The 25,466-nt window shown below is 67.5% G+C and carries 23 protein-coding genes and 1 tRNA gene; 20 read left to right on the top strand and 4 right to left on the bottom strand.

Annotated features, from left to right (window positions below):
* The first annotated feature begins 175 nt into the window (after positions 1 to 175).
* From LVB87_RS02425 to LVB87_RS02405, 5 genes are read left to right on the top strand one after another with little or no spacing between them, the layout of a single operon-like run.
* Positions 176 to 754: an aminodeoxychorismate/anthranilate synthase component II gene (locus LVB87_RS02425; RefSeq protein ID WP_232899329.1), complete on the top strand. Its 579-nt coding sequence runs from the start codon at positions 176 to 178 to the stop codon at positions 752 to 754.
* Positions 755 to 759: 5 nt separating this feature from the next.
* Positions 760 to 1,797 carry an anthranilate phosphoribosyltransferase gene (gene trpD, locus LVB87_RS02420; protein ID WP_232899328.1) on the top strand — a complete coding sequence of 346 codons (1,038 nt, stop codon included), beginning with the start codon at positions 760 to 762 and terminating at the stop codon, positions 1,795 to 1,797.
* The gene (locus tag LVB87_RS02415; RefSeq protein ID WP_232899327.1) at positions 1,794 to 2,132 is read left to right on the top strand and encodes an antibiotic biosynthesis monooxygenase; all 339 of its coding nucleotides are present in this window, start codon (positions 1,794 to 1,796) and stop codon (positions 2,130 to 2,132) included. The genes trpD and LVB87_RS02415 overlap by 4 nt, the downstream gene beginning before the upstream one ends.
* Before the next feature lies 1 nt (position 2,133).
* On the top strand, positions 2,134 to 2,922 hold the full coding sequence (trpC, locus tag LVB87_RS02410) for an indole-3-glycerol phosphate synthase TrpC (protein WP_232899326.1): 789 nt from the start codon (positions 2,134 to 2,136) through the stop codon (positions 2,920 to 2,922).
* Positions 2,919 to 3,602, top strand: a complete 684-nt coding sequence (locus tag LVB87_RS02405; RefSeq protein WP_232899325.1) for a haloacid dehalogenase-like hydrolase — start codon at positions 2,919 to 2,921, stop codon at positions 3,600 to 3,602. The genes trpC and LVB87_RS02405 overlap by 4 nt, the downstream gene beginning before the upstream one ends.
* Before the next feature lie 3 nt (positions 3,603 to 3,605).
* On the opposite strand, the gene LVB87_RS02400 is transcribed toward LVB87_RS02405, so the two are convergent.
* Both LVB87_RS02400 and crp read right to left on the bottom strand, forming a co-directional pair.
* Positions 3,606 to 4,064, bottom strand: coding sequence for a GNAT family N-acetyltransferase (locus LVB87_RS02400; protein ID WP_232899324.1), 459 nt, complete (start codon positions 4,062 to 4,064; stop codon positions 3,606 to 3,608).
* A 1-nt stretch (position 4,065) separates the two neighbouring features.
* Complete coding sequence (gene crp / locus LVB87_RS02395; RefSeq protein WP_232899323.1) at positions 4,066 to 4,755, bottom strand: cAMP-activated global transcriptional regulator CRP; 690 nt, start codon at positions 4,753 to 4,755, stop codon at positions 4,066 to 4,068.
* Between the two features lie 167 nt (positions 4,756 to 4,922).
* Here crp and speD point away from each other — a divergent pair, with 167 nt between their 5' ends.
* Positions 4,923 to 5,714: an adenosylmethionine decarboxylase gene (gene speD, locus LVB87_RS02390; RefSeq protein ID WP_232899322.1), complete on the top strand. Its 792-nt coding sequence runs from the start codon at positions 4,923 to 4,925 to the stop codon at positions 5,712 to 5,714.
* 10 nt (positions 5,715 to 5,724) lie between these two features.
* Here speD and coq7 read toward each other — a convergent pair whose 3' ends face one another.
* On the bottom strand, positions 5,725 to 6,363 hold the full coding sequence (gene coq7, locus LVB87_RS02385) for a 2-polyprenyl-3-methyl-6-methoxy-1,4-benzoquinone monooxygenase (RefSeq protein WP_232899321.1): 639 nt from the start codon (positions 6,361 to 6,363) through the stop codon (positions 5,725 to 5,727).
* Positions 6,364 to 6,592: 229 nt separating this feature from the next.
* On the opposite strand from coq7, the gene LVB87_RS02380 reads away from it, so the two are divergent.
* From LVB87_RS02380 to maiA, 9 genes are all read left to right on the top strand, one after another.
* On the top strand, positions 6,593 to 13,468 hold the full coding sequence (locus tag LVB87_RS02380; RefSeq protein WP_232899320.1) for a hypothetical protein: 6,876 nt from the start codon (positions 6,593 to 6,595) through the stop codon (positions 13,466 to 13,468).
* A gap of 138 nt (positions 13,469 to 13,606) precedes the next feature.
* Entirely contained in the window at positions 13,607 to 14,743 is a 1,137-nt protein-coding gene (locus LVB87_RS02375) for a TIGR03032 family protein (RefSeq protein WP_232899319.1), read from the top strand.
* Positions 14,740 to 15,192: an EF-hand domain-containing protein gene (locus LVB87_RS02370; protein WP_232899318.1), complete on the top strand. Its 453-nt coding sequence runs from the start codon at positions 14,740 to 14,742 to the stop codon at positions 15,190 to 15,192. The genes LVB87_RS02375 and LVB87_RS02370 overlap by 4 nt, the downstream gene beginning before the upstream one ends.
* Before the next feature lies 1 nt (position 15,193).
* Positions 15,194 to 15,742 carry a hypothetical protein gene (locus LVB87_RS02365; RefSeq protein ID WP_232899317.1) on the top strand — a complete coding sequence of 183 codons (549 nt, stop codon included), beginning with the start codon at positions 15,194 to 15,196 and terminating at the stop codon, positions 15,740 to 15,742.
* 145 nt (positions 15,743 to 15,887) lie between these two features.
* Entirely contained in the window at positions 15,888 to 16,316 is a 429-nt protein-coding gene (gene rplM / locus LVB87_RS02360) for a 50S ribosomal protein L13 (protein WP_232899316.1), read from the top strand.
* Between the two features lie 9 nt (positions 16,317 to 16,325).
* Complete coding sequence (gene rpsI, locus LVB87_RS02355) at positions 16,326 to 16,718, top strand: 30S ribosomal protein S9 (protein ID WP_232899315.1); 393 nt, start codon at positions 16,326 to 16,328, stop codon at positions 16,716 to 16,718.
* A gap of 47 nt (positions 16,719 to 16,765) precedes the next feature.
* Positions 16,766 to 16,840 (top strand) — tRNA-Gln (locus tag LVB87_RS02350).
* 85 nt (positions 16,841 to 16,925) lie between these two features.
* A complete protein-coding gene (locus LVB87_RS02345; protein WP_232899314.1) occupies positions 16,926 to 17,918 on the top strand; it encodes a fumarylacetoacetate hydrolase family protein in 993 nt (330 codons plus the stop codon).
* A gap of 92 nt (positions 17,919 to 18,010) precedes the next feature.
* The gene (gene maiA / locus LVB87_RS02340; RefSeq protein WP_232899313.1) at positions 18,011 to 18,676 is read left to right on the top strand and encodes a maleylacetoacetate isomerase; all 666 of its coding nucleotides are present in this window, start codon (positions 18,011 to 18,013) and stop codon (positions 18,674 to 18,676) included.
* Between the two features lie 4 nt (positions 18,677 to 18,680).
* Here the strand turns inward: maiA and LVB87_RS02335 are convergent, their stop codons facing one another.
* Positions 18,681 to 19,793, bottom strand: a complete 1,113-nt coding sequence (locus LVB87_RS02335; RefSeq protein WP_232899312.1) for a PilT/PilU family type 4a pilus ATPase — start codon at positions 19,791 to 19,793, stop codon at positions 18,681 to 18,683.
* A 108-nt stretch (positions 19,794 to 19,901) separates the two neighbouring features.
* Here LVB87_RS02335 and LVB87_RS02330 point away from each other — a divergent pair, with 108 nt between their 5' ends.
* The 5 genes from LVB87_RS02330 (at position 19,902) to LVB87_RS02310 (ending at position 25,465) form a co-directional block, all read left to right on the top strand.
* Entirely contained in the window at positions 19,902 to 21,227 is a 1,326-nt protein-coding gene (locus LVB87_RS02330) for an OmpA family protein (protein WP_232899311.1), read from the top strand.
* Positions 21,228 to 21,558: 331 nt separating this feature from the next.
* Entirely contained in the window at positions 21,559 to 21,777 is a 219-nt protein-coding gene (locus LVB87_RS02325) for a YdcH family protein (protein WP_232899310.1), read from the top strand.
* A gap of 145 nt (positions 21,778 to 21,922) precedes the next feature.
* A complete protein-coding gene (locus tag LVB87_RS02320; protein ID WP_232899309.1) occupies positions 21,923 to 23,293 on the top strand; it encodes a pyridoxal-phosphate dependent enzyme in 1,371 nt (456 codons plus the stop codon).
* Positions 23,294 to 23,357: 64 nt separating this feature from the next.
* A complete protein-coding gene (locus tag LVB87_RS02315) occupies positions 23,358 to 24,527 on the top strand; it encodes a cystathionine gamma-synthase (protein WP_232899308.1) in 1,170 nt (389 codons plus the stop codon).
* The gene (locus tag LVB87_RS02310; RefSeq protein ID WP_232899307.1) at positions 24,527 to 25,465 is read left to right on the top strand and encodes a sulfotransferase; all 939 of its coding nucleotides are present in this window, start codon (positions 24,527 to 24,529) and stop codon (positions 25,463 to 25,465) included. The genes LVB87_RS02315 and LVB87_RS02310 overlap by 1 nt, the downstream gene beginning before the upstream one ends.
* Position 25,466: the final 1 nt, after the last annotated feature.

Genomic DNA, 25,466 nt, shown 5'->3' with positions numbered 1-25,466 from the left:
CTCCCATTGGAAGGGTGAGTTGAAGCGGAATCTTTGGTCAGGGACCTCCCCCAAACCGGGGGAGGCCGGCGCGCGGCGCGGCGTGGTAGGACGGTCGGGCGAGCGAAACGTGATGCCCGGGCGGCGAACGGGCATCATGGAGGGCCCAGGCGGCCCGCGGCTTCGTCCCTCCTCCATGCTGTTGATGATCGACAACTACGACAGCTTCACCTTCAACCTCGTGCAGTACCTGCAGACGTTGGGGGCGGAAGTGAAGGTCGTGCGCAACGATGCGCTCACGGTGGCGGAGATCGACAGGCTCGCGCCTGAGCGGATCATGATTTCGCCGGGTCCCGGCACGCCGAACGACGCGGGCGTGTCGCTGGACGTCATCCGCGAGCTCGGCCCGCGCATCCCCGTGTTCGGCGTGTGCCTCGGCCTGCAGAGTCTGGGCCAGGCCTACGGCGGCGACGTGGTGCGCGCGCAGACGATCATGCACGGCAAGACCTCGCGCATCCGGCATGAAGGGCAGGGCGTGTTCGCCGGCCTGCCGGATGGTTACGAAGCCACGCGTTACCACTCGCTCGTGGTCGCGAAGGACACGCTCCCGGATTGCCTCGAGATCACGGCATGGACCGAGCATCCCGACGGCAGCTTCGAAGAGATCATGGGGCTGCGCCACCGCGAGCATCCGGTGGAAGGCGTGCAGTTCCATCCCGAGTCCATCCTGACCGAGCACGGCCACGCGCTGCTGCGCAACTTCCTGGAACGCTGACGACCATGCCGATCACGCCGCAGGAAGCGCTGCAACGGACGATCGAGCATCGCGAGATCTTCCACGACGAGATGGTCGAGCTGATGCGCGCCATCATGCGCGGCGAGGTGTCGCCGACGATGACCGCGGCCCTCCTCACCGGGCTGCGCGTGAAGAAGGAGACCGTCGGCGAGATCGCGGGCGCGGCGTCGGTGCTGCGCGAATTCGCGCGCAAGGTGCCAGTGCGCGATCGCACGCACCTGGTCGACGTCGTCGGCACGGGGGGCGACGGCGCGAATACGTTCAACATTTCCACCGCGTCGATGTTCGTCGTCGCCGCGGCCGGCGCGCGCGTGGCCAAGCATGGCGGGCGCGGCGTGTCGTCGAAGTCGGGCAGCGCCGACGTGCTCGAAGCGCTCGGTGCGCACATCGAACTCGCGCCGGAGCAGGTGGCCGCGAGCATCGAACGCACCGGCATCGGCTTCATGTTCGCGCCGCTGCACCATCCGGCCATGCAGGTCGTCTCGCCCGTGCGCCGCGAGATGGGCGTGCGCACCATCTTCAACATCCTCGGGCCGCTCACGAACCCGGCCGATGCGCCGAACATCCTGATGGGCGTGTTCCATCCGGATCTCGTCGGCATCCAGGTGCGCGTGCTGCAGGAACTGGGCGCCGAACGCGCGCTGGTGGTGTGGGGTCGCGACGGCATGGACGAGATCTCGCTCGGCGCCGCCACGCTGGTCGGCGAGCTGCGCGATGGCGTGGTGCGCGAATACGAAGTGCATCCGGAGGATTTCGGCATCGCGATGGCCGCCTCGCGCAACCTGCGCGTGGCAGATGCGTTGGAATCCAAAGCGATGCTGCTCGCCGCGCTCGACGACACGCCGGGTTTGCCGCGCGAGATCGTCGCGCTCAACGCGGGCGCGGCCTTGTATGTCGCGGGCCTTGCCGATTCGATCGCCGACGGCATCGCGCTCGCGCGCAGCACGCTGGCGTCGGGTGCGGCGCGCGCCAAACTCGATCAGTTCATCGCCGCCACGCAAACGCTCTCCATGCCCGCATGAATCCCTTCGCCTCGCTCCCCGAACCGCCGTACTACGCGGTGATCTTTTCCTCCCTGCGCAACGGCGAGGACGAAGCCGGTTACGCCGCCGCCGCCGACCGCATGGTCGAACTCGCCGCGCAGCAGCCGGGCTACCTCGGTGTGGAAACCGTGCGCGGCGCCGATGGATTCGGGATCACCGTTTCGTACTGGGCGAGCGAAGCCGCCATCGCAGGTTGGAAACACCAGGCCGAGCACGCCGCAACGCGCGCGCATGGTCGCAAGCATTGGTACGCGCATTTCGAATTGCGTGTGGCGCGCGTGGAACGCGCGTACGGCAAGCCGACGAAGGGATGACATGAGCGACGTGCTGAACACCATCCTCGCACGCAAGACGGTCGAGATCGCCGAGCGCAGCGCCGAACGACCCTTGGAAGCGGTGCGCGAAGCGGCGCTCGCACAAGCGGAAGCGCGCGGCTTCGCGCAGGCGCTGCGGGCCAAGCGCGCGCTCGATCTCCCCGCCGTGATCGCCGAGGTGAAGAAGGCGAGCCCGTCGAAGGGCCTGATCCGCGCCGACTTCGATCCCGCCGCCATCGCGCGCAGCTACGAAGCCGGCGGCGCCGCGTGCCTGTCGGTGCTCACCGACGTCGATCATTTCCAGGGCAGCGACGCCTACCTGCAACAGGCACGTGCGGCCTGCGCGTTGCCCGTGTTGCGCAAGGACTTCACGATCGACGCATACCAGGTGTACGAGGCGCGCGCGCTGGGCGCCGACTGCATCCTGCTCATCGTGGCCGCGCTGGATGACCGCCGCATGGCGGAGCTCACGGTGCTCGCGCTCGACCTCGGCATGGACGTGCTGGTCGAAGTGCACGACCTGGACGAACTCGAGCGCGCGCTGCAAGTGCCCGCGCCACTGCTGGGCATCAACAACCGCAACCTGCGCACCTTCGATGTCTCCCTCGACACCACGCTCGCCCTGCGCGATGCGGTGCCAGCCGATCGCATCCTCGTGACGGAAAGCGGGATCTCCACGCGTGCGGACGTCGCCAGGATGCGCGATGCGGGCGTGCATGCCTTCCTCGTCGGCGAAGCGCTGATGCGCCAGCGCGATCCGGGCACGGCGTTGCGGGAGTTGTTCGCGTGAGTGGGAAGCTCGTTGTCTTCGACTTCGACCACACGCTTTACGACGGCGACTCCGGCAGCCATCTCGTGGGCTGGCTGCTCAAGCGGAGTGCGTGGCGCAGCGTGGCGGCGATCCTCGCCGCACCGGTCCTGCTGCCGCTGGTCGCCTTCCTGCCGACGCGACGCTTCGGCATTTCCGGCTTCCTGTGGATCGGCACGCTGGGCACGCATGCGCGGCACGACCTCGATGCGCTGATCGACCAGTACGTCACCGACGATGCGGCGAACATCCGCGCGCGCCTGCTGCCGAAGGCGCTGACCGTGCTGCAGAAGCATCGAGACGCAGGCGACGAGGTGCTGGTGGCGACGGGCGCACCGCCCGAACTCGCGCGCGCTATCCTGGATTTCGTCGCGCACCAGGATTTGCCGGTGATCGGCAGCCTGTCGCGTCCGTTCCTCGGCGGGCTCGTGACACGCGAGCACTGCCACCACGACAACAAGATGCGGATGGTGCGCGCGGCCGGGCACGGTCCGATCGACGTCGCCTATTCCGACAGCGCCGCCGACCTGCCGCTGCTGCTCGCCGCGCGCGCGCCGGTGGTGGTGAATCCGAAGCGCGGGCGCGTGGACATGTTCCGGCGCGTGTTGCCGCCGGGGACGCCGATCCTCAACTGGGGTTGCGCCGACCGCGGCGGCGACTGAGGGTCACTCGCCCAGCGGTTTGTAGAAATGCCGCGAGCCGTCGCTGTAACCGCACGCGTGGTAGAAGGCGTGCGCGCCGGTGCGCGAGGGATTGCTGGTGACTTCCAGCCGCATCGCGCCGTTGCGGCGGGCGATCGTTTCGACCTCGCGCAGCAAGCGGCGGCCGATGCCCTGGCCGTGCGATTCCGGCGAGACCACGAGCGCGGTGATGCGCGCGACGTCGGCGCCGCGCGTGAGCGAGTAATTGAGCTTCATCGCGGCCAGGCCGCAGGGCGTGCCGTTGGACATCGCCAGCAGCAGGAACTGGCGTGCGTCCTCGCGGAAGTGGGCGATGCGCTCGCGCGCCTCGGCTTCCGTGCACGGGTAGCCGAGGACGTCGAGCAAGGCGGCCACCGCGGCCGCGTCGTCCGGTTCGACGCCGCGCACCCCGATGAAATTTTCGGATGCGACGGCGCCGCCCATTTCAGCGCGTCCCGTAGAGGACGACGGTCTTGCCGCGGGCGTGCAGCTTGCCCTCGGCTTCCAGCTTCTTCAGGACGCGGCCGGCCATTTCGCGCGAGCAGCCGACCAGGCGCGCGAGCTCCTGGCGGGAGACGCGCAACTGGGTGCCTTGCGGATGGCTCATCGACTCGGGCTCGCGGGCCAGGTCGTGCAGCGTGCGCACGATGCGGTCGGTGACGTCGAGGAAGGCGAGGCGGCCGGCCTTGCGGCTGGTGTCCAGCAGCCGGCGCGAAAGCTGGGCGCCGATCATGTAGAGGATCTTGGGTGCGTCCTGCACCAGCGGGCCGAGCAGCAATTGATACAGGCGCTCGTAGCTGATCTCGGCGAGCTCGCAGGGCGTGCGCGTGCGCAGCGCGACTTCCCGCCGCTCGGTTTCGATGAACAGGCCCATCTCGCCGACGAACTCGCCGGTGCCGAGGTAGCCGAGCACCAATTCACGGCCGTCGTCTTCCTCGGTGATGATGCTGACCGAGCCGTTGACCACGTAATAGAGGGTGCCGGCCGGATCGCCGGGGCGGAAGACGTCGGTGCGCGTGGGATATCGGCGGCGGTGGCACTGGGCCAGGAAGCGCTCGAGCGTCGGGCTATCCGGCGCAAGCGGGCTGGCGGTGCGACGGAGCGGCGTGATGTGCGCGGTCAGGGATGGGCTCATGGGCGCTGGCGTCGGACTCGGGGGATGGGGGATCAGCCGGAGCTTAGGCCCAAAGCTCAGCCAGCGGAATACTTCGTGCACGCGGCGCGATGCTCCTGCCGGGCCGCATGCCGCATAATCGCGCCCCTCGACGGCACCCCCTCGCCGTACCCATGGGATCCCGACCGATGGTCAAGCCGCTGCCGCGCCTGAAGCTCCAGGGCTTCAACAACCTCACCAAGGCGCTGTCGTTCAACATCTACGACGTGTGCTACGCGGTGTCCGAAGAGCAGCGCGGGCGCTACATCGAGTACATCGACGAGGAATACAACGCCGACCGCCTGACCCAGATCCTCACGGACGTGGCGGAGATCATCGGCGCGAACATCCTCAACGTCGCGCGCCAGGACTACGACCCGCAGGGCGCGTCGGTCACGATCCTCATCAGCGAACAGCCCGTCGTGGAGAAGGCCCTGGCCAAGGGCGTGATCTCCGAAGCGGTGGTCGCGCACATGGACAAGTCGCACATCACGGTGCACACCTATCCGGAAACCCACCCGGACAACGGCATCGCGACCTTCCGCGCCGACATCGACGTGGCCACCTGCGGCGTGATCTCCCCGCTGAAGGCCCTGAACTACCTGATCGAAAGCCTGGAATCGGACATCGTGGTGATGGACTACCGCGTGCGCGGCTTCACCCGCGACATCAAGGGCAAGAAGCACTACATCGACCACAAGATCAATTCGATCCAGGATTACCTGGCGAAGAACGTGCGTTCGCGGTACGAGATGCTCGACGTGAACGTCTACCAGGAAAACATCTTCCACACGAAGATGCACCTGAAGGAATTCGACCTCGACAACTATCTGTTCGAGGAGAAGGCGAAGAACCTGTCGTTCAAGGAGCGCATGAAGATCGAGGCGCGGCTCAAGCGCGAGATCGAAGAGCTCTACCACGGGCGAAACCTGGTCGAGTGACCAGGTTCCTTCAGATCCGGTAGGCGATCGACTTCATCAGGTTCGAGGCGGCGGCCATCAGGGTCGGCACCGGTTGCGGCAGCACGCGCGCACCCTGCGCTTCGGCCTTGTCGGCGTGGCGGGCCTCGTCTTCCTTCATGACCTCCAGGATCGCGCGGCTGCGCAGGTCGGCGGCCGGGAGCTTTTCGAGGTGCTCGTGCAGGTGCGCCTCCACCTGGCGCTCGGTTTCCACCACGAAGCCCAGGTTCCAGCCGTCCCCGCGCAGGCCGGCGAGCACGCCGATGGTGTAGCTGCCGGCATACCAGAGCGGGTTGAACAGGCTCGGGCGCGCATCGAGTTCGGCCAGGCGCTCGGCGCACCAGGCCAGGTGGTCGGTTTCTTCCGAGGCGGCGGCGAGAAGCGCGGCGCGGGTCTGCGGGTCGCGGGCGACGGCGGCCTGGCCGACATACAGCGCCTGCGCGCAGACCTCGCCGACATGGTTGATGCGCATCAGGCCGGCGGCGTGCCGGCGTTCGGCGTCGTCGAGCACCACGTCCGCGCGGTCGCCGGCGGGGTTGTCGCGCTCGGCCGACGGGGCGCCGAAGACGGTGCCGAGGGCGTTCTGGGTATCCGCCAGCAGGCGGTCGATCAGGCTCAGGCGGCGTTCCATGGCGGGCAGTGTAGTCGGCCCGCGCAGATCGGTCCCGGGGGTGAGGACATTCAGTTCCATGAACCCTGTCACGCTCCGGGTGGTAGCGCGTCCCTATTCCGTTGTGAATCACTCCGCGTATAGACTCGGCAAACGGGTGGGTCGACAGCCCCCCCGGCCGCAGGGGTTGGCCGTCCGTACCGCAGGGGAATTGCGAACGGGCGGGCCGTAAAACAATCAGGGGAACAACTTGAAGAACGATCGCATTCGTGCGCCGCGTAGCGGCTCGCAACAGGTTCGTCGCTACAACGTTTCGCCCGTCTCTCGCGCAATCCGCAGTGTCCTGACGCTCTCCGCAGCCGCCCTCGCGTTCTCGGGCACCGGCGCGGCACTCGCGAGCACCCCGCAGGCGAAAACCCCCTCGGCGCCCCCGCTGCTCTCTGCACAACGCACGACCCTGGCGGACCTGGCGAACCACCAGATTCCCTCGACCGTCGTCGACCTGACCGCGGTCTCCGACGCGAACATGCCGACTAGCGTGGTTGCAGGCGTGTTCGACCTGCACGCCTCGCTCGCCGATCCGAGCCTGCAGCTCGCGGCGAACGATATCGGGCGTTCCTTCATCTTCCCCGGCTCCCCCGTCTCGGGGGTCACGTTCCCGGGCTTCTCCTACTCGGCGTACTCGCCGGATGGTTACGCCATCGGCCTGTTGATCGTCGGCGATTCGATCGACGTCACGAACGGCTGGGACCTCGATGCCGTCGGCTACACCTTGGCCATCGGCGCCGACTTCCAAGCGATCAACGGCGACTCGACGATGGCCAACACGGGCATCGTCAACGCGACGGCCACGGGTGACAACGGCCTCGCCATTGCGCTGTACAGCTATGGCACCGGCGACAGCGCGATCTCGAATTCGGGCGACATCTCCGCAACGTCGACCGGAATCGACGGTCGCGCGCTCGGCGCGTGGTCCATTGCCGACGCCGGCAACGCGAGCGTGGACAACACCGGTTCCATCACCGTGAGCGCGGCCGGCTTCGGGTTTGGCGTCGGCGCATACGCGCTCTCGAGCAGCGGCGACGCCACGGCCACCAACGACGGCACGATGAAGGTCGATGCCTATTACGCGACCGGCCTGTCGGCGATCTCGACAGGCGACGGCCACGCGACCGCCGACAACAGCGGCACGATCAACGTCAACGGCAACTACTGGGCCTACGCCCTGGTGGCGAGCTCGCTCGGCGGTGGCGACTCGACCGCAAGCAACAGCGGCAGCCTCGCGGCTTCGGCCCTGGGCAACGCCTACGGCATGTTCGCGCTCGGCGACAAGGTCGATGCGACGAACACCGGCGACATCGTGGCCAACTCCGTCTTCCTCACCGCGACCGGCATCCACGCCGAAGGCGGTACGAGCACGAGCGTGGCCAACGACGGTTCGGTCGGCGCCTACGGGACCTACGGCGCGGCGTACGGCATCTACGCGACGGGCGACAACGTGCACGTCGACAACCAGGTCGATGGCGTGATCCATGCGGCCACCGGTGGCGATTACGCGGCCGGCATCCTCGCCGCCGGCAACGTGGTCGACCTGACCAACGCCGGTGCGCTGACCTCCGATTCCAACTATCTGTCGGCGGGCGTGTTCACGCTCGGCGGCGACCTCACGGTCGACAACAGCGGCTCGATCGACGCGCATGCGGGCGGCAGCTACGGCACCGCGTTCGGCGTGTTCGCCAACGGCGCGAACGTCGACGTGCACAACAGCGGCACGATCAATGCGGACGGCGTGTACGCCACGGGCGTCGACGCGCGAGGCACGGGCACCTTGTCGGTCGACAACGACCGCGGCGCCATCTACGCCGAGGGCACCATCGCCTCCGCGATCCTCGCGCGCAACTCGGGCGAGGGCGGCACCGCCACGGTGACCAACGAAGGGCTGGCCTACGCCTACGGCGATGTCTTCGCCAGCGGCATCGAAGCCATCGCGCGCGCCTACCAGGGCACGGCGAGCGTCACCAACGATGGCGCGGTCTACGCGATGGGCGCGAATGCGGACGTGCAGGGCATCGTCGCCGCCGCGGACCTGGAAGCCTCCGTCTTCAACAACGGCTTCGTCCGCGCGCAGGGCGGCGGCAGCGCCTATGGCGTGCTGGTGATCTCGGCCGACGGCGACACGACCGTCGCCAACACCGGCGCGATACTGGCCTATGCCGAAGGGCGCGACGGCATCGCCTACGGCGTGGCGATGCAGACCAACAACGGCCTGGCCTCGGTCACCAACGACTACGTGATCCATGCGATCGGCACCTACAGCGCCACGGGCATCTATGCCGCGACGAAGTGGAACGACGTGGAGGTCACGAACAACCACGAACTGATCGCCGTCGCCTACGCCGACCAGGCCCTGGGCATCCAGGCGATCACCTACACCGGCGAAGCGAACGTCACCAACAACGGCCTGCTGGGCGCCTACGCCGCCTACGCCGCGGTCGGTGCATGGGGCATCTCGCTGTACGGCGACGCGAACGTCGTCAACACCGGCGACATCGAGACCTTCGGCGGCGCGCTCGACCGCGGCATGATCGCGCGCACCCTCTACGGCGGCACCGCGTCGATCGACAACAGCGGCGACGTGAACACGTACAGCGGCGCCAGCTCCTACGGCGGGTGGTCGCGTTCGGATTCCGGCGCGGCCGTGGTGCACAACAGCGGTTCGATCAGCGCGCATTCCGTCAACGGCTACGGTTACGGCGTGATCTCGGGCGGCTTCACGGGCTCGAGCGTCACCAACGATGCGACCGGCATCATCCGCGGCTTCGGCGGCTACGCCGGCGGCGGCATCCTGGCGTATTCGAACGGCGGCGACACGAGCGTCACCAATGCCGGCGAAAGCTCGGGCCTGTCCTACGGCGAGGTGTTCGGCATCCGCGCCTCGGCCCGGGTCGGCACCGCCACCGTCACCAACGCAAGCACGGGCCTGGTCCAGGGCCAGTCGATGTACGGCAACGCCTTCGCGATCACCGTCGATGCGGGCGTCGATGCGCTCGTCACCAACAATGGTGCGTTGTACGCGGCGAGCGAATACGGCATCGCGGACGGCATCTTCGCCGGTGCCGGCGACGACGTTGCGGTGGACAACAACGCCACCGGGACGATCACCGCCTACGGCAACAATTGGGCCGCAGGCATCGAAGCGACCGCCGGCGACGCGGTCAACGCGACCAACCACGGCGACATCACCGCGCAGGCCAACGGCCGCGCCAACGGCATCTTCGCCTACGGCGCGAACAGCGCGAAGGTCATCAACGACGGCGACATCCACGCGACCGCGGGTGGCGTGGCCTTCGGTGTGTACGGTTACTCGTACGGCACGACGACGGTGACCAACTGCAACTGCGCCTCGATCGAAGCGACCAGCCTGAACGGCGACGCCATCGGCATGTATGCCTACGGCGACCAAGCGATCGCGGCGAACGACGGCCTGGTCGACGCGCTCGCCTACAACGGCGCCGCCATCGGCGTGTACGCGTTCGGCTACTCGACCACCGCCGCGTCCAACACGGCCACGGGCAGCATCACGGCGACGTCGTACAACGGCAACGCGATCGGCATCGGCGCGGGCGGCTACGCCATCGGCGTGACCAATGCCGGCGACATCGACGTCTCGGGCACCACGCAGACCATCGGCATCTACGCGCAGGGCAGCTTCGACGGCGCCACGGTCGACGTGCAGAACAGCGGCAGCATCCACGCGGCAGCGAACTTCGAACAGAAATACGGCATGGCGGCCGGCGTGATCGCGCAGGCCGATGGCAACGTCATCGTCGGCAACGCGGCCGGCGGCCTGATCGACGTGCGCGACGGCCTCGTCAGCCTCGGCACCCAGGCGAACTCGCAGCACGGCGACGTGCACGTGACCAACGACGGCGACATCACGGTCTCCGCCTTCATCCAGGGCGCGGGCATCGTCGCGCAGTCGCAGTACGGCGACGTCCTGGTGGACGGCAGCGGCAACATCACGGTCGCGGGCAAGTACGGCGTGGGCATCCTGGCCCAGTCGAACAACGGCGATGCGACCGTCCACAGCGGCAACGACATCGGCATCGATGCACAGGCGGAAGGCTTCGGCATCCGCGCCTCGGCCGAATACGGCAACGCGCTGGCCGACAACAGCGGCCACGTGACGGTCGGCGGCAACGAATACGGCAACGTCGTCGGCGTGCTCGCGGAGGCCGGCGGCAGCGCCACCGCGACCAACACGGGCGACATCGCGGTCTCCACGCACTATGGCAACGCGATGGGCATCTACGTGGGTGGCGCAACCGCCGACGTCTCCAGCAGCGGCGACATCACCGTGCACGGCGGCGCGACCGCGGTCGGCATCGGCGCCCAGGCGGGCAGCGCGCTCACCGTGGACAACGGCGGCACGCTCACGGTCGTGCAGACCGGTGCGGGCGCGAATGCCCCGCAGCCGATCGACGTGGCCAGCGGCACCGGCATCGGCATCGCGGCCTACGTGATGTCGGGCGACGCCACCGTCACCAACGGCGGCACGATGTCCGTCACCGCGTACGACACCGCCATCGGCATCCAGCTCTCCGGTTACGACGGCGCGCTCGGCGTGTCCAACACCGGCGGCATCACGGTCGCCGCGGCGAACGGCGATGCGACCGGCATCGACGCGCGCGGCTTCTACGATTCGGTGGCGCCCACGATCACCGTGGCGCACGACGGCAGCATCACGGCCACCAGCGACACCAACACTGCGCGCGGCATCTTCGCGATGGGCGATACGGTCGACGTGCATGGCGACGGTGCGATCACGGCCACCGGCAACGCCTGGGGCGTCGGCATCGACGCGGTCGGCAACGACGTCAACGTCAGCAGCGGCGGCACGATGCACGTCTCGGTCACCGGTGCCGACGCAGACGCGTCGGGCATCTACGCATACGGCGCGGCGAGCCTGGTGGTCGACAACGGCGGCGACATCACCGTGACGACGCCGGGCACCGGCTCGGCCTACGGCATCGCGGCGTACTCGAACGTGGGCGACCTGGCGGTCGGCAACAGCGGCACGGTGCACGCGCTGGGCAACGACTACGCCGCCGGCATCGTCGCGCGCACCGACGGCGCGCTCACGCTCGACAACGCAGGCCATGTGTTCGCGACGGCCGCCCAATCTGCCGTGGGCGTGGCCGCCCTCGGACGCGCACAATTGAGCAACGGCGGCGACATTTCGGCGACCTCCGACGGCAGCGCGTTCGGTGCGCTGTTGGAAGCCGACGGCGATGTGTCGGTGGACAACGGCGGGCAGATCACCGCGACGGGTGCAGTGGCAGCCGCCCTCGTCCTGCAGGTCAGCGGCACTTCGACGGTCGACAACGCGGGCAGCCTGATCGCCCACGGCGCGCTGGAAAACAGCTTCGCCATCGTGGGCGGGGCCGGCATCGAACACATCGGCAACACCGGCAATGTCCTCGGCGCGATGCTCCTCGGCGCCGGCGACGACGTGTTCACCAACCACGACGGCGGCACCTGGCAGGTGCTCGACCACTCGACCGACTTCGGCGACGGCGACGACAGCATCGTCAACGAAGCCGGCGGCACGATCGTGATGCACGACACCGCGATCTCGCTGGGCAGCAGTTCGGCGGCGGGCAACAGCTTCCACAACGCGGGCATGCTCGCGGTGGACGGCGAGAGCAGCATCGACATGGGCACCGGCGTGGTCACGCCCTTCGCCCAGCCGGCGCAGATGTTCGCGGTGAACGCGCCCATCGCCGTGCTCAACCCGAACGCCTTCGTCAACGACGGCACCATCTCCTTCCTCGACGGCGCGCCGGACGACATCCTCACCGTCAGCGGCGACTTCGCCGGCGACGGTGCGATCAACGTCGACGTCAGCATGCTGCACGGCACCTCCGACATGCTGTACGTCGAAGGCAACGTGCTGAATGCCAGCCACCAGCTGATCAACGTCAACGTGCTCGACCTGCCGGCGACCGGCGGCGACATCGCGATCCCGGTGGTGATGGTCACGGGCGACTCGCAGGCGGGCCAGTTCACCAAGGGCACGTTCTCGATCGACAACGTCCTGTTCTCGGCGAACAACTTCCTCAACCTAGGCGTCAACGTGGTAGAGCGGCTGAGCACCGACAACGCGCAGGCCGACATCTTCGAGCTGGCCCTGAGCTTCGACGGCATCAACGACACGGGCACGACGGCCGCGTCGATCGCCCCGGGTGCGCAGAGCCTGATGGCCTCGCAGGTGGGCACGTTCCGCCAGCGCCTGGGCGTGTTCACGCAGGTCGGCGACAACGACGTCGGCGCCTGGGTGCGCGTGTTCCGCGACAAGGGCTCGATCGATCCGGACTTCCACCTGGACAACCTGCCGCAGCAGGGCAACTTCGGCTTCGACCAGACCAACACGGGCATCGAAGCGGGCTTCACTCGACTGGTCACCGATCACTTCTTCATCGGCGGCAGCCTCGCGACGGCCAAGGGCAAGCAGTCGCTGTCCAACGGCATCGGTTCGGACGACCTCGACGGCGACACGATCGGCGGCTACCTGACCTGGCTCGGCGACAACGGCATGTATGCCGACCTGTCGTATCGCTGGATGCACTTCGAGGCCGACATGAAGTCCTTCGGCGGCCAGCGCAACATCGGCGGCGACGTCGGTGCGCTGAACTTCGAAGGCGGCTGGAACGTCTGGACCTCCGGCGGCGGCCTGCAGCTCGTGCCGCAGGTGCAGTACACGCGCATGACGGTGCAGAACATCGACGCGGTGCACGGCGACCTCGGCGACTTCACCACCGACGGCCTGACGAGCTCGCGCTTCCGCGCCGGCCTGTCGCTGCAGCAGACCTTCAAGACCGAGAAGGGCAGCTGGACCCCGTACGGCACGCTCAGCGCGATCCGCGAGTTCGACGGCGAGTCGGACTTCGCCATCGCCAATACCTTCACTGGCGGCACCAGCATCGAGGGCACCAGCGCGCTGCTGGAACTCGGCGCCGACGTGAACATGGGTCGCATGCACCTGTACGGCGGGCTGAACTGGATGGACGGCGGCGCGGTCGACAGCGTCATCGGCGGCCAGGTCGGGCTTCGCTACACCTGGTAATGCGCAGGTCCGGTGGGTGGTGACCTAGGGACCATCCACCGGGCCCGCGTTCAGCAAAATGCCGGCGAAAATCGCTGGCCCCGGAGCCGCGATCCGATCCATAGTGTCGGAAAAGGGCAGGGGAATCCGGAGACGTCAGTGAGCAGTCAAGAGCAGGCGCCCGCCGAAGGGCAGGGCGGTGGGCAGGGTGCGGCGCAGAAGAAGCCGCCGGTCGATCTCACCAAGCTGAAAGTCGACAAGAGTTGTTCGCGCGGCCTGGCGACGTGGTTGTCGACCCATCGCGTTTCGCTCGCCATCTCCTCCTACCAGACCGGCCGCGTGTACCTGGTCGGCAGCGATCGCGAAGGCCGCGTGTCGTTCTTCGAACGCATCTTCGAACGCGCGATGGGCATCGTCGGCAACGCGCAGCGCATCTACCTCGGCGGCCTCTACCAGTTGTGGCGCTTCGAGAACGTGCTGCGCCCGAACGAAACCATCCACGGCAAGTTCGACAAGTGCTACGTCCCGCGCAATGCGCAGACGATCGGCGACCTCGACATCCACGAGCTCGGCATCCGCAGCGACGGGCGCGTGGTGTTCGTCAACACCAAGTATTCCTGCCTGGCCGAGTTGAGCCAGACGCACAGCTTCAAGCCGATCTGGAAGCCGCCCTTCATCAGCAAGCTGGCGCCGGAGGATCGTTGCCATCTCAACGGCCTGGCGATGGTCGATGGCCAGCCGAAGTACGTCACCGCGGTGTGCAAGTCCGATGCCGTCGATGGCTGGCGCGATCGCCGCATGAGCGGCGGCGTGGTGATCGACGTCACCACCGACGAGATCGTGTGCGAAGGCCTGTCGATGCCGCATTCGCCGCGCTGGGCCAACGGCAAGCTGTGGGTGCTCAACGCGGGCACCGGGCACCTGGGCTACGTGGATTTCGCGACGAAGTCCTTCGTGCCGACGGCGTGGTTCCCGGGCTTCCTGCGTGGTTTGTCGATCGTGGGCAACGTCGCCGCGGTGGGCTTGTCGAAGCCGCGCAACCAGCGCTTCGAAGGCCTGCAGCTCGACGAAGAACTGAAGAAGCGCGACGCCGAGCCGTGGTGCGGCGTGCAGATCGTGTCGCTGGCCAACGGCGACGTGCTCAACTGGATCCGCTTCGAAGGCGACATCAGCGAAATCTTCGACATCAGCTTCCTGCCCGGCGTGGTGAATCCGATGATGATCGGATTGCGCACGGCGGAGATCCGCGAGCTGATCACGTTCGAACCCGAAACGCAGCCGGAGGTCGTGGCATGAAGGCCCGCATCATCTTCGCTTCGATCGCACTGATCGCGGCATCCAGCGCTTTTGCACAGAATGCCGCGCAGCCGGCGGCGCGTCCGGCGCAGGCCATGCAGCCGGTCGACCCCGACGCGGTCTTCGCCGCGTGGGACAAGGACAAGAACGGCGTGTTGTCGCCGCAGGAATTCCGCGACGGTTACGACGACACGCGCGAAGCGATCGCCGTGCAACGCCTGCGCATCGAATTCCAGCGCCACGACGCCAACCACGATGGGCGCCTGGACGCCGGCGAATACGCACAGCTCGCGCTCGTGCAGCGCGCCGGCAAGAACGCGCCGATGCTGTCGGCCTTCGACAAGGACAAGAACCAAAGCCTGGACTTCAAGGAATACGTGGACTTCATCCGCGTCGCCGCGAAAGCGCAGGCCGTCGCCACGCCCGCCCCGAAGACGAAGGCCAACTGACGTGGCACGCAAGCAGGCGAAGGACTTCACCACCACGCAGGTCTGGCGCAAGGTCACGCCGGAACTGCAGGCCGAGCTCGTCGAATTCTGGATGCGCCACGGCGCGATCCCCGACGCCGAGCGCGCGAAGCTGCGTGCGCCGCAGGCGGTGTGCATCGCGCGCAACGCGGAGGGCGCGCTGTGCGGCGTGGCCACCGCGGTGCTGCGCGTGATCCCGCGCCTGCGCCAGCCGACGTATCTGTTCCGCCAGTTCTTCGCGCCCGAAATGCGCGGCCACCAGCAGGCGCTGCCCTTTTTCCAGGAGGCCTGCGCCATCCTGGAAGCGGGCAACCGGGAGAAGCCCGAGAGCCTCGGCGTGCTGCTGGAGATCGAGAACCCGGGCCTGAACGCCCAGTTCTCCAAGGCGGTGGGCGAGCGCACGGGAGCCGTGTTCATCGGCTATTCCCCGCGCGGTTACCAGCTGCGGGTCCTCTATTTCGCGGGCGCGACCCTGTTCGCCCCGGCGCCGCTACGCGGCCGCCGGGTGCCGGCCGCCACCACGGCCGCCTGAGGGCGAGGGTCCCCAGGGTTGCGGGCCAACCGGCCCGCGGCTATCATTCCGCCTCTTTTCGCTCCGCCCCTACATCGCGCGGCAACGTTCCGGCCACGGCAGCACGGCCTGAACCAGCCCGACCATGTACCCAAACGAGTTACGCATGAAGACTTTCAGCGCCAAGAACGAGACCGTCCAGCGTGACTGGTACGTGGTCGATGCCGAAGGCAAGACCCTCGGTCGCCTCGCCTCCGAACTTGCACGCCGCCTGCGCGGCAAGCACAAGCCCGTCTATACCCCGCACGTCGATACCGGCGATTACCTCGTGGTGATCAACGCCGAGAAAGTCCACGTGACCGGCAAGAAGATGCAGGACAAGATGTACCACCGGTTCACCGGTTACATCGGCAACCTGAAGACCGAATCGCTCGCCCAGGCGCTGGAGCGCCATCCTGAGCGCGTGCTGGAGACTGCCGTGAAGGGCATGCTCCCGAAGAACCCGCTCGGCCGCGCCATGTACCGCAAGCTCAAGGTGTACGCCGGCCCGAACCATCCGCACACGGCCCAGCAGCCGCAGCCGCTGGACATCTAAGGTAACGACATGGCGATCCAGCAGAATTACGGCACCGGCCGTCGCAAGTCCTCCACGGCCCGCGTGTTCCTGCGCAAGGGCACGGGCACCATCACCATCAACGAGCGTTCGATCGAAGACTTCTTCGGTCGCGAAACCGCCCGCATGATCGTGCGCCAGCCGCTCGAGCTGACGCAGTCCACCGACAAGTTCGACGTCATCGTGACGGTCGAAGGCGGCGGCACCACCGGCCAGGCCGGCGCGATCCGCCTCGGCATCTCGCGCGCCCTCGTGGAATACGACGAGTCGCTGAAGTCCGACCTGCGCAAGGCCGGTTTCATGACCCGCGACGCCCGCGAAGTCGAGCGCAAGAAGGTCGGCCTCCACAAGGCCCGCCGCGCCACGCAGTTCTCGAAGCGTTGATTCGAATCCGCGATACAATCGCGGCCCGAAGCAACAAGCAGCACTAAAGCCCCGTCGCCAAGCGGTAAGGCACCTGACTCTGACTCAGGCATTCGGTGGTTCGAATCCATCCGGGGCTGCCAAACAGGAAACCCGCCAGCGAAAGCCGGCGGGTTTTCTTTTGCGCGATTACAATGCGCGGCTCAACGCGTTCGGAAGAGTCCCCGCATGAAGCTCGGTTCCCTCAAGGAAGGCGGCCGCGACGGCACGCTCATCGTCGTCTCCCGCGACCTCACGCGCGCCGTGCGCGCCACCGCGATCGCGCCCACGCTGCAGCGCGCGCTGGAAGACTGGTCGAACGCCGCGCCCCGCCTCAATGCCTTGTCCGACGCACTGAATGCAGGCGAGGCCGAAGATGCCTTCGAGCTGGATGTCGCCGCGCTGGCCGCGCCGCTCCCGCGCGCCTATGAATTCGTCGACGGCAGCGCCTACCTGCCGCACGTCGAACGCGTGCGTCGCGCGCGCGGCGCCGAAGTGCCGGAAAGCTTCTACGTCGACCCGCTGATGTACCAGGCCACCAGCGCCGGCTTCCTCGGCCCGCGCGATCCGGTGAAGGTGGTCGACGAGGCCTACGGCATCGACCTCGAAGCGGAAATCGTGGTGATCACCGACGACGTGCCGATGGCGGTCTCGCCCGAACGCGCGGCGATGCACATCCAGCTGGTCGGCCTGGTCAACGACGTCTCGCTGCGCAACCTGATTCCCGGCGAACTCGCCAAGGGCTTCGGCTTCCTGCAGTCCAAGCCGCGCTCCGCGCTCTCGCCCGTGTTCGTCACGCCCGACGAACTCGACGCCGCGTGGGAAGGCAACAAGGTCCACCTGCCCCTGGTGACGCACGTGAACGGCCAGTGGTTCGGTGCGCCGGAGGCGGGCGTGGACATGCAGTTCGACTTCGCCCAGCTCGTCGCGCACGCGGCGAAGACGCGACCGCTGTCGGCGGGCACCATCGTCGGCTCCGGCACGATCGCCAACGAGGACACCTCCAAGGGTGCCTCGTGCTTCGCCGAGAAGCGCACCGTGGAAACCCTCGAGACGGGCAAGCCGGTCACCCCCTTCCTGTCCTTCGGTGACAGCGTGCGCATCGAGATGTTCGACGCCGCGGGCAAGAGCATCTTCGGCGCCATCGACCAGCGCATCGACCGGCAGACCCCGGCGGTCTGATCGAAGGTACCGGCGGGCTTCCGTGCCCGCCGGCCTCCCGTTAATGTGGGCGCTGCCGCGGTCCGAGCGGCGCCCGTGGGGACGGTGGGGCAGTGAACGATCGGTTGCGTTTGTTTTCGTACTGGCGCTCCAGCGCCGCGTATCGCGTACGCATCGGCCTCAACCTCAAGGGCCTGAAATACGAGATCGCCCCCGTGCACCTGCTGCGCGACGGCGGCGAACAACACGGGGCCGAGTTCCGCGCCGCCAATCCGCAAGGCCTGGTCCCGGTGCTCGAACACGGCCAGCGCATGATGCGGCAGTCGATGGCCATCCTCGAATACCTGGATGAAGTGTGGCCCGCGCCCGCGCTGTTGCCCGCCACCGCGCGCGACCGCCAGCGCGTGCGCGCGCTCGCGCAGGTGATTGCGTGCGACGTGCATCCGCTCAACAACCTGCGCGTGCTGCAGTACTTCGAACGGGAGTGGCACGTGCCGCAGCCCGAGCGCGACGAATGGGTGCGCCATTGGATCTGCGAAGGGCTGGATGCCTTCGAAGCCATGCTCGTGGACCATCCGTCCACCGACGAGTTCTGCGACGGCGCGCTGCCGACGCTCGCGGACGTGTGCCTGGTGCCGCAGCTCTACAACGCGCGGCGGTTCGGCATCGACATCGCGCGCTTCCCGACGATTTCGCGGATCGAAGCGGCGTGCCTGGCGCTACCGGCGTTCGATGCGGCGCGTCCGGAAAACCAGCCGGACGCACCCGAGAAGCATTGAGGCTTCAGCCGACGCGGGTGTCGAAGACGTCCGCGTAGGGATCGTGTTCGCCGGTCGCGCCTTCGGACAGGCGGAACTTGAGGGCGAGGCCGTCGCGCGAGTCCGCGGCCTGCAACGCCGCTTCCTTGTCGATCTTGCCTTCCTTCGCGAGGCGGAACAGGCACTGGTCGAAGGACTCCATGCCCGCTTCCAGCGACTCTTCCATCGCCTGCTTGATCTCGTGCACCTGGCCGCGGCGCAGCAGGTCGCGGATCATCGGCGTGTTGATCAGCACTTCCGCCGCCGGGATGCGGCGGCCATCGACGCCGATCACCAAACGCTGCGAGACCACCGCCTTGAGGTTCAGCGCGAGGTTCATCAGCACGTTCTTGTGCGCGGCTTCCGGGAAGAAGTTGAGGATGCGCTCGATGGTCTGGTCGGCGTTGTTGGAGTGCAGCGTCGCCAGGCAGATGTGGCCGGTTTCGGCGAAGGCGATCGCCGCTTCCATCGTCGTCGCGTCCAGGATCTCGCCGATCAGGATCACGTCCGGCGCTTCGCGCATCGCGTTCTTCAGCGCGTTGTGGAAGGCGTGCGTGTCCAGGCCGACTTCGCGCTGGTTCACGATCGACTTCTTGTGCTTGTGCAGGTATTCGATCGGATCCTCGATGGTGAGGATGTGGCCCGGCGAAGTGCTGTTGCGGTAGTCGATCATCGAAGCGAGCGTGGTCGACTTGCCCGAACCGGTGGAGCCGACGATCAGCACCAGGCCGCGCGGGGCCATGATGATTTCCTTCAGCACCTGCGGCAGCTGCAGCTCTTCGATGGACGGGATCACGCTGCGGATCGCGCGGATCACCATGCCCACTTCGCCGCGCTGCTTGAACACGTTCACGCGGAAGCGGCCCGACTCCGGGAGCGCGATCGCCATGTTCAGCTCCAGGTCGCGCTCGAACTGCGGCACCTGGCCTTCGTCCATCAGCGAGTACGCGATCTTCTTCACCATGCCCGTGGGCAGGCCGGTGTTCCCGAGCGGATAGAGCTTGCCTTCGACCTTGATGTACACCGGCGCGCCGGTGGTCAGGAACATGTCGGAAGCGTTCTTCTCCGTCATCAGCTTCAGGAAATAGCCGATGTCCATGCGCGTACCCCTCTATTCCGACAGGACCGCAGCCGGCGTTTGCAAGCGCGGCGCGGGATTTCCACAATGGCCGTGCGTTCAAACCCCTCGAACCGACACGGCACCCCTATGCGTCCAAGCTTCGCACATATCGCTGTAACGCAACACGCGCGCCTGCGCGGCCTTGTGATCGCAGTCGCGCTGGCCACATCGGCGTTGTCGGGCTGTGCCAGCCTGCCTCCGCCGACGGGCGAACTGTCGGCCGCGCAGCAGGCCGTGTCGCGCGCCGAAAGCGCGGACGCCGACCAGTACGCATCGGCTGAGCTTGCATCGGCGCGCAACGCACTGACGGCCGCGCAATCGGCGATGTCCAGCGGCAAGGACGACGACGCGCGGCGTTTCGCGGAAACCGCGTCGGCCGATGCCGAACTCGCGCTCGCCCGCAGCCGGGCCGCGACCACCGGCTCGGACTACGAACAGCACCGGAGCGAGATCGCGGGCCTGCGCCAGCGCCTGAACCTGGGCGCGGACGACGCGGCCCCCTCCGCGCCGCAATGGCCCGAGGCGGCGGGCGTGGGGCCGGGCCAGGATGTCGCGGCCGTGCTCTCGCAGCGGCTCGTCGCCCTCGATGCGGATGCACGGCTGCAGGGCCTGGCCGCCTACGAACGGCTGCAGGCGCGCCAGTCGGTGGATGCGCTGCCCAACGTGCGCAAGAGCGACCGGGCCCACGCCCAGCAGGTCGCGACGGCCCGCGTGCAGACCGCCGAAACCGCCGCGCACACCGCGGCCACGCAGCGGGAAGTGGATCGCCTGGACCGCGAGCGCAGCGAACTGCTGGTCGAAGCCAGCCGCCAGGATGCCGAACGCGCCCGCCAGGAGGCCGAGCGCCTGCGCTTCGAGGCACAGGTGCAGATGGAGGAGGCCCAGCGCCTGCGCGACTCGGTGCAGGCCGAATCCGCCGCGCGCCAGCAGGCCGAGGAGGTGATCCTCGACGTCACGGGCGACCAGACCTCCAAGCTCAATGCCGCCCGCGAAAAGGAAGCCGCGCTCGCCCGCCAGGAGGCCGAGCTGACCGCCGGCGCCTCGCTGCCGCCGTCCAGGCGCGATTCGCGCGGGGAAGTGTTCACGCTCGCCAGCGATGCCTTCGCCTCCGGCGCCACGTTGTCCGGTTCGGGCAAGACCCGCCTCAAGGCGCTCGCCGCCTACCTCAAGGCAGGCCCGGTGCCGCGCGTGAAGATCGAAGCCCACACCGACGGGCAGGGCGAGGCCGATGCGAACCTCAAGCTGTCGCAGCGTCGCGCCGATGCGGTGCGCGATGCGCTGGCCGCGGGCGGCATCCCCAAGTCGAAGATGCAGTCCGCCGGGCTGGGTGAAGCGTCTCCGGTTGCGGACGACAGCACCGCTTCGGGACGCGCGCGCAACCGCCGCGTCGAGATCATCGTCTCGTCCAAATAACCTTTTGTTTTCAATCGCTTGACGGTGCCTTGCCGAATGTCGGCAAGGCCCGTGCGGGCATCGTCGGAGCCCTTGCCGCGGCCAACCGGGAGGAGTAGCGTCGGTTTCCCGGGGACCTGTGTTCCCGGGCCCACGAGAGCCGAGGCCGATGACCCAAACGCCCGCATCCGAGGAGCGCGCCGCCGGAAGATCCTTCCGGGCGGGCGACCGGAAGGATGCCCCGGCAACCCGCGATATCGACCCCAGGCCCCGCACCCACGAACGCCCTGCGCAGGCAACTGCGCGGGGCGTTTTTGTTTACCCCTGAGTGTGCGATCCGAAGGAGGCTGACATGTTCGAAGGGCAACCGCAGGCAGAACTCGACGCGATGATGAAGACCAATCCCGAGTTCAAATCCCTGTACCAGCGGCACAAGGAACTCGACAAGCAGGTGCTGGACGCCGAACTCGGCGTGCTTGCGATCGACGACCTCACGCTGTCGAGGATGAAACGCGAGAAGCTCGCGGCGAAGGATCGATTGACCACGATGTACGCTGCTTCCGCCCACTAGCAACGGCCCAGCCGTCGCGGGCGGCAGCGGGCGTTCCTCGTCCGCCCGCTGTCGCCCGCGATGGAAATCTTCGGAAGCTCCGAAGATCGAACTTGAAAGATAATGGGCGTCCCTGCCGCGCAAGGCGGCATTCGCCGGACGTCCCATGCCGATCCACCAATCCGTGCTCGAACTGATCGGACAAACGCCGATCGTGCAGGCCCAGCATCTCGACACCGGCCCGTGCACGCTGTTCCTGAAACTCGAAAGCCAGAACCCCGGCGGCTCGGTCAAGGACCGCATCGGCATCTCGATGATCGAAGCCGCGGAAAAGCGCGGCGACATCAAGCCCGGCGACACGCTCGTGGAAGGCACCGCCGGCAACACCGGCATCGGCCTTGCGCTCGTTGCGCAGCAGAAGGGTTACAAGCTCATCCTCGTCGTCCCCGACAAGATGAGCCGCGAAAAGATCTTCAACCTCAAGGCGATGGGCGCGCAGGTGGTGCTCACGCGCAGCGACGTCGCGAAGGGCCATCCGGACTACTACCAGGACATGGCCGAACGCATCGCGCGCGAAACGCCCGGCGCGTATTTCATCAACCAGTTCGGCAACCCGGACAACCCCGCCGCGCACGAATTCGGCACGGGCCCGGAGATCCTGCGCCAGCTCGACGGCGACCTCGACGCCATCGTCTTCGGCTGCGGCAGCTCCGGCACGATGACCGGCCTGTCGCGCTGCTTCGCGCAGCACTCGCCGAAGACCGAGCTGATCCTCGCCGATCCCGTCGGCTCGATCCTCGAGGAATACATCAACCGCGGCACGCTCTCGGACAAGTCGGCGAGCTGGATGGTGGAAGGCATCGGCGAAGACTTCCTGCCGCCGATTTCCGATTTCACCCGCGTGAAGAAGGCGTACGCCATCACCGACAAGGAAAGCTTCCTCACCGCGCGCGAGCTGTTGTCGAAGGAAGGCATCCTCGGCGGCTCCTCCACTGGCACGCTGCTCGCCGCCGCGCTCAAGTACTGCCGCGAGCAGACCACGCCCAAGCGCGTGCTCGTCTTCGTCTGCGACACGGGCAACAAGTACCTGTCGAAGATGTACAACGACTACTGGATGCTGGACAACGGCTTCCTCGAACGCGAATCGCACGGCGACCTGCGCGACCTGATCCTGCGTCCGTATTCGCGCCGCGACACCGTGGTGGTCGCCCCGAAGGACCTGCTCGTCACCGCCTACCAGCGCATGAAGCTCTACGACGTCTCGCAGCTGCCGGTGATGGACGGCGAGAAGATCGTCGGCATCGTCGACGAGTCCGACGTGCTGCTGCATGTGTACGGCGACGAGGCCCGCTTCCGCGACCCGGTGTCCACGGCGATGGTCTCCAAGCTGGACATCCTGGACGTGCGCTCGCCGGTGGAATCGCTGTTGCCCGTCTTCGACCGGGGGCACGTGGCGATCGTCACGGATGGCCCGCATTTCCTCGGCCTGATCACGCGGATCGACCTGCTGAACTGGCTCCGCAGGCGGGTCCAGTAAGGCTGCGTCCAGCGGCCCCGATGCTAGACTGCCGCTCGTTTTCAAGCATATCGGGACGGATCGGATGAAGGTCGAAGGCGACGCGAAGCACTACGGTCAAGGCACGCTGGCCATCCATGCCGGCCAGTCGCCGGACCCGACGACCGGCGCGGTGATGCCGCCGATCTACGCGACCTCGACCTATGCGCAGTCCAGCCCTGGCGTGCACCAGGGCTTCGAGTACTCGCGCACGCACAACCCGACCCGCTTCGCCTACGAGCGCTGCATCGCCGGCCTGGAAGGCGGCACGCGCGGCTTCGCCTTCGGCTCGGGCCTGGCGGCGACCTCCACGCTGCTGGAGCTGCTCGACAGCGGCGACCACGTCGTGGCGATGGACGATGTGTACGGCGGCACGTTCCGCCTGTTCGAACGCGTGCGCCGCCGCAGCGCCGGCCTGGACTTCAGCTGGGTCGACCTGACCGATCCGGCCGCGTTCGAAGCCGCCATTCGCCCGAACACGAAGATGGTGTGGATCGAGACCCCCACCAATCCGCTGCTGAAGATCGTCGACATCGCGGCCATCGCCGCGATCGCGAAGAAGCGCGGCCTGCTCGTCGTCGTCGACAACACCTTCGCCTCGCCGATCGTGCAGCGCCCGATCGCACTGGGCGCCGACGTCGTCATGCATTCGGCCACCAAGTACCTCAACGGCCATTCGGACATGGTCGGCGGCATCCTCGTGGTCGGCGACGACGCCGAACTCGGCGAGAAGCTCGCCTTCCTGCAGAACTCCATCGGTGCGGTGCAGGGGCCGTTCGACAGCTTCCTCGCCCTGCGCGGCCTGAAGACGCTGCACCTGCGCATGCGCGCGCATTGCGAAAATGCACTCGCGCTCGCGCAGTGGCTGCAGACGCAAAAGGGCATCGAGCGCGTGCTGTATCCGGGTTTGCCGGAGCATCCGCAGCACGCACTGGCCAAGCGCCAGATGCAGGGCTTCGGCGGCATCGTCACCGTGTTCGTCGAAGGCGGCCTGGAAGGCGCGAAGCGTTTCTGCGAACGCACGAAGCTGTTCACGCTCGCCGAATCGCTCGGCGGCGTGGAAAGCCTGGTGAACCATCCGGCGATCATGACGCACGCGTCGATCCCGCCGGAACGCCGCGCGCAACTGGGCTTGTTCGACAACCTCGTGCGCCTGAGCGTGGGCGTGGAGGATCTCGAAGACCTCCGTCGCGACCTGGCGCAAGCACTCGCCTGATGGTCCGCGACGCCATGGAGCAGGCACGTCCCATCTTCATCATCGGCGCCCCCCGCTCGGGGACGTCGATCACCACGTGGGTGCTCGGCCAGCACCCCAACATCCAGCCGATGCCCGAAACGGCGTGGATCGCGAGCATGGGCGTCGGTGCGTTCCTCTCGCATCGCAAGGGCTCCGAGCGCGGTCGCTTCTCGCACCTGTCGAACATCGACTATCCGGTGGATCGTTTCATGCAGCGCGTGGGCGAAACCGTGGAGGCCGTCGTGCAGGACGCCTTCGCCCGGCGCGTCGATCGCCTGTACGGCGCGGCCGCGCAGGATCCCGCGTGGCGCGTGCCGCAGAACCTGTCCGCCAACCCGATGCAGCTCAAGCGCACGGGCGTCGATCCGAAGCGGCGCTGGGTGGACGGCACGCCCCTGAACAGCCACTACGTCTGGGCGCTCTCGGAGATGTTCCCGGACGCGCGCTTCATCCATAACCTGCGTCGCCCCGACGACGTGGCCACGTCGCTGGAAGGTTTCGACAAGGTCGGTGCCGAACCGCAGGCGCTGGAGCAGGGCCTGGACACCTGGATCCAGCACACGGAAAACGCCTGGTACGCCGAGCGCGGCCTGGGCGGCGATCGCGTGTTCCGCCTGCCGTTCGAACGCATCGCGGGCGATCCGGAAGCCTTGTTCCGGCAGGTATGCGAGTTCCTCGGTGAAGCATGGTCGCCCGATTGCCTGCTGCCCCTGGGGGAGAAGCTCAACTCTTCCGAAGTGGACGACAAGCGCGCGCGCAACCGTGAGCTGCTGAAGGACAACGCGCAGTTCCAGCGCGCGCAGTCGGTGTACGAACTCGTCGCGGCACAGCCGGGAGGGGCGCACGCGGACGCGGAGGCCTGGGACATCGTGAAGCAACGATTCCTGGACTACTGTGCGGATCGATCGGTCGTCTGAC

The sequence above is a fragment of the Lysobacter sp. KIS68-7 genome (genome assembly GCF_021284745.1).
Classification (GTDB): domain Bacteria; phylum Pseudomonadota; class Gammaproteobacteria; order Xanthomonadales; family Xanthomonadaceae; genus Noviluteimonas.
Note: the sequence above shows the minus strand (reverse complement) of the source record. Positions and strands in the feature narration are given on the sequence as shown.

Bases quoted from the DNA above. Each gene is read 5' to 3' on its own strand.
- LVB87_RS02425 (WP_232899329.1), top strand. From the start codon at position 176: ATGCTGTTGATGATCGACAACTACGACAGCTTCACCTTCAACCTCGTG.
- trpD (WP_232899328.1), top strand. From the start codon at position 760: ATGCCGATCACGCCGCAGGAAGCGCTGCAACGGACGATCGAGCATCGC.
- LVB87_RS02415 (WP_232899327.1), top strand. From the start codon at position 1,794: ATGAATCCCTTCGCCTCGCTCCCCGAACCGCCGTACTACGCGGTGATC.
- trpC (WP_232899326.1), top strand. From the start codon at position 2,134: ATGAGCGACGTGCTGAACACCATCCTCGCACGCAAGACGGTCGAGATC.
- LVB87_RS02400 (WP_232899324.1), bottom strand. From the start codon at position 4,064: ATGGGCGGCGCCGTCGCATCCGAAAATTTCATCGGGGTGCGCGGCGTC.
- crp (WP_232899323.1), bottom strand. From the start codon at position 4,755: ATGAGCCCATCCCTGACCGCGCACATCACGCCGCTCCGTCGCACCGCC.
- speD (WP_232899322.1), top strand. From the start codon at position 4,923: ATGGTCAAGCCGCTGCCGCGCCTGAAGCTCCAGGGCTTCAACAACCTC.
- coq7 (WP_232899321.1), bottom strand. From the start codon at position 6,363: ATGGAACGCCGCCTGAGCCTGATCGACCGCCTGCTGGCGGATACCCAG.
- LVB87_RS02370 (WP_232899318.1), top strand. From the start codon at position 14,740: ATGAAGGCCCGCATCATCTTCGCTTCGATCGCACTGATCGCGGCATCC.
- rplM (WP_232899316.1), top strand. From the start codon at position 15,888: ATGAAGACTTTCAGCGCCAAGAACGAGACCGTCCAGCGTGACTGGTAC.
- rpsI (WP_232899315.1), top strand. From the start codon at position 16,326: ATGGCGATCCAGCAGAATTACGGCACCGGCCGTCGCAAGTCCTCCACG.
- LVB87_RS02345 (WP_232899314.1), top strand. From the start codon at position 16,926: ATGAAGCTCGGTTCCCTCAAGGAAGGCGGCCGCGACGGCACGCTCATC.
- LVB87_RS02335 (WP_232899312.1), bottom strand. From the start codon at position 19,793: ATGGACATCGGCTATTTCCTGAAGCTGATGACGGAGAAGAACGCTTCC.
- LVB87_RS02330 (WP_232899311.1), top strand. From the start codon at position 19,902: ATGCGTCCAAGCTTCGCACATATCGCTGTAACGCAACACGCGCGCCTG.
- LVB87_RS02325 (WP_232899310.1), top strand. From the start codon at position 21,559: ATGTTCGAAGGGCAACCGCAGGCAGAACTCGACGCGATGATGAAGACC.
- LVB87_RS02320 (WP_232899309.1), top strand. From the start codon at position 21,923: ATGCCGATCCACCAATCCGTGCTCGAACTGATCGGACAAACGCCGATC.
- LVB87_RS02315 (WP_232899308.1), top strand. From the start codon at position 23,358: ATGAAGGTCGAAGGCGACGCGAAGCACTACGGTCAAGGCACGCTGGCC.
- LVB87_RS02310 (WP_232899307.1), top strand. From the start codon at position 24,527: ATGGTCCGCGACGCCATGGAGCAGGCACGTCCCATCTTCATCATCGGC.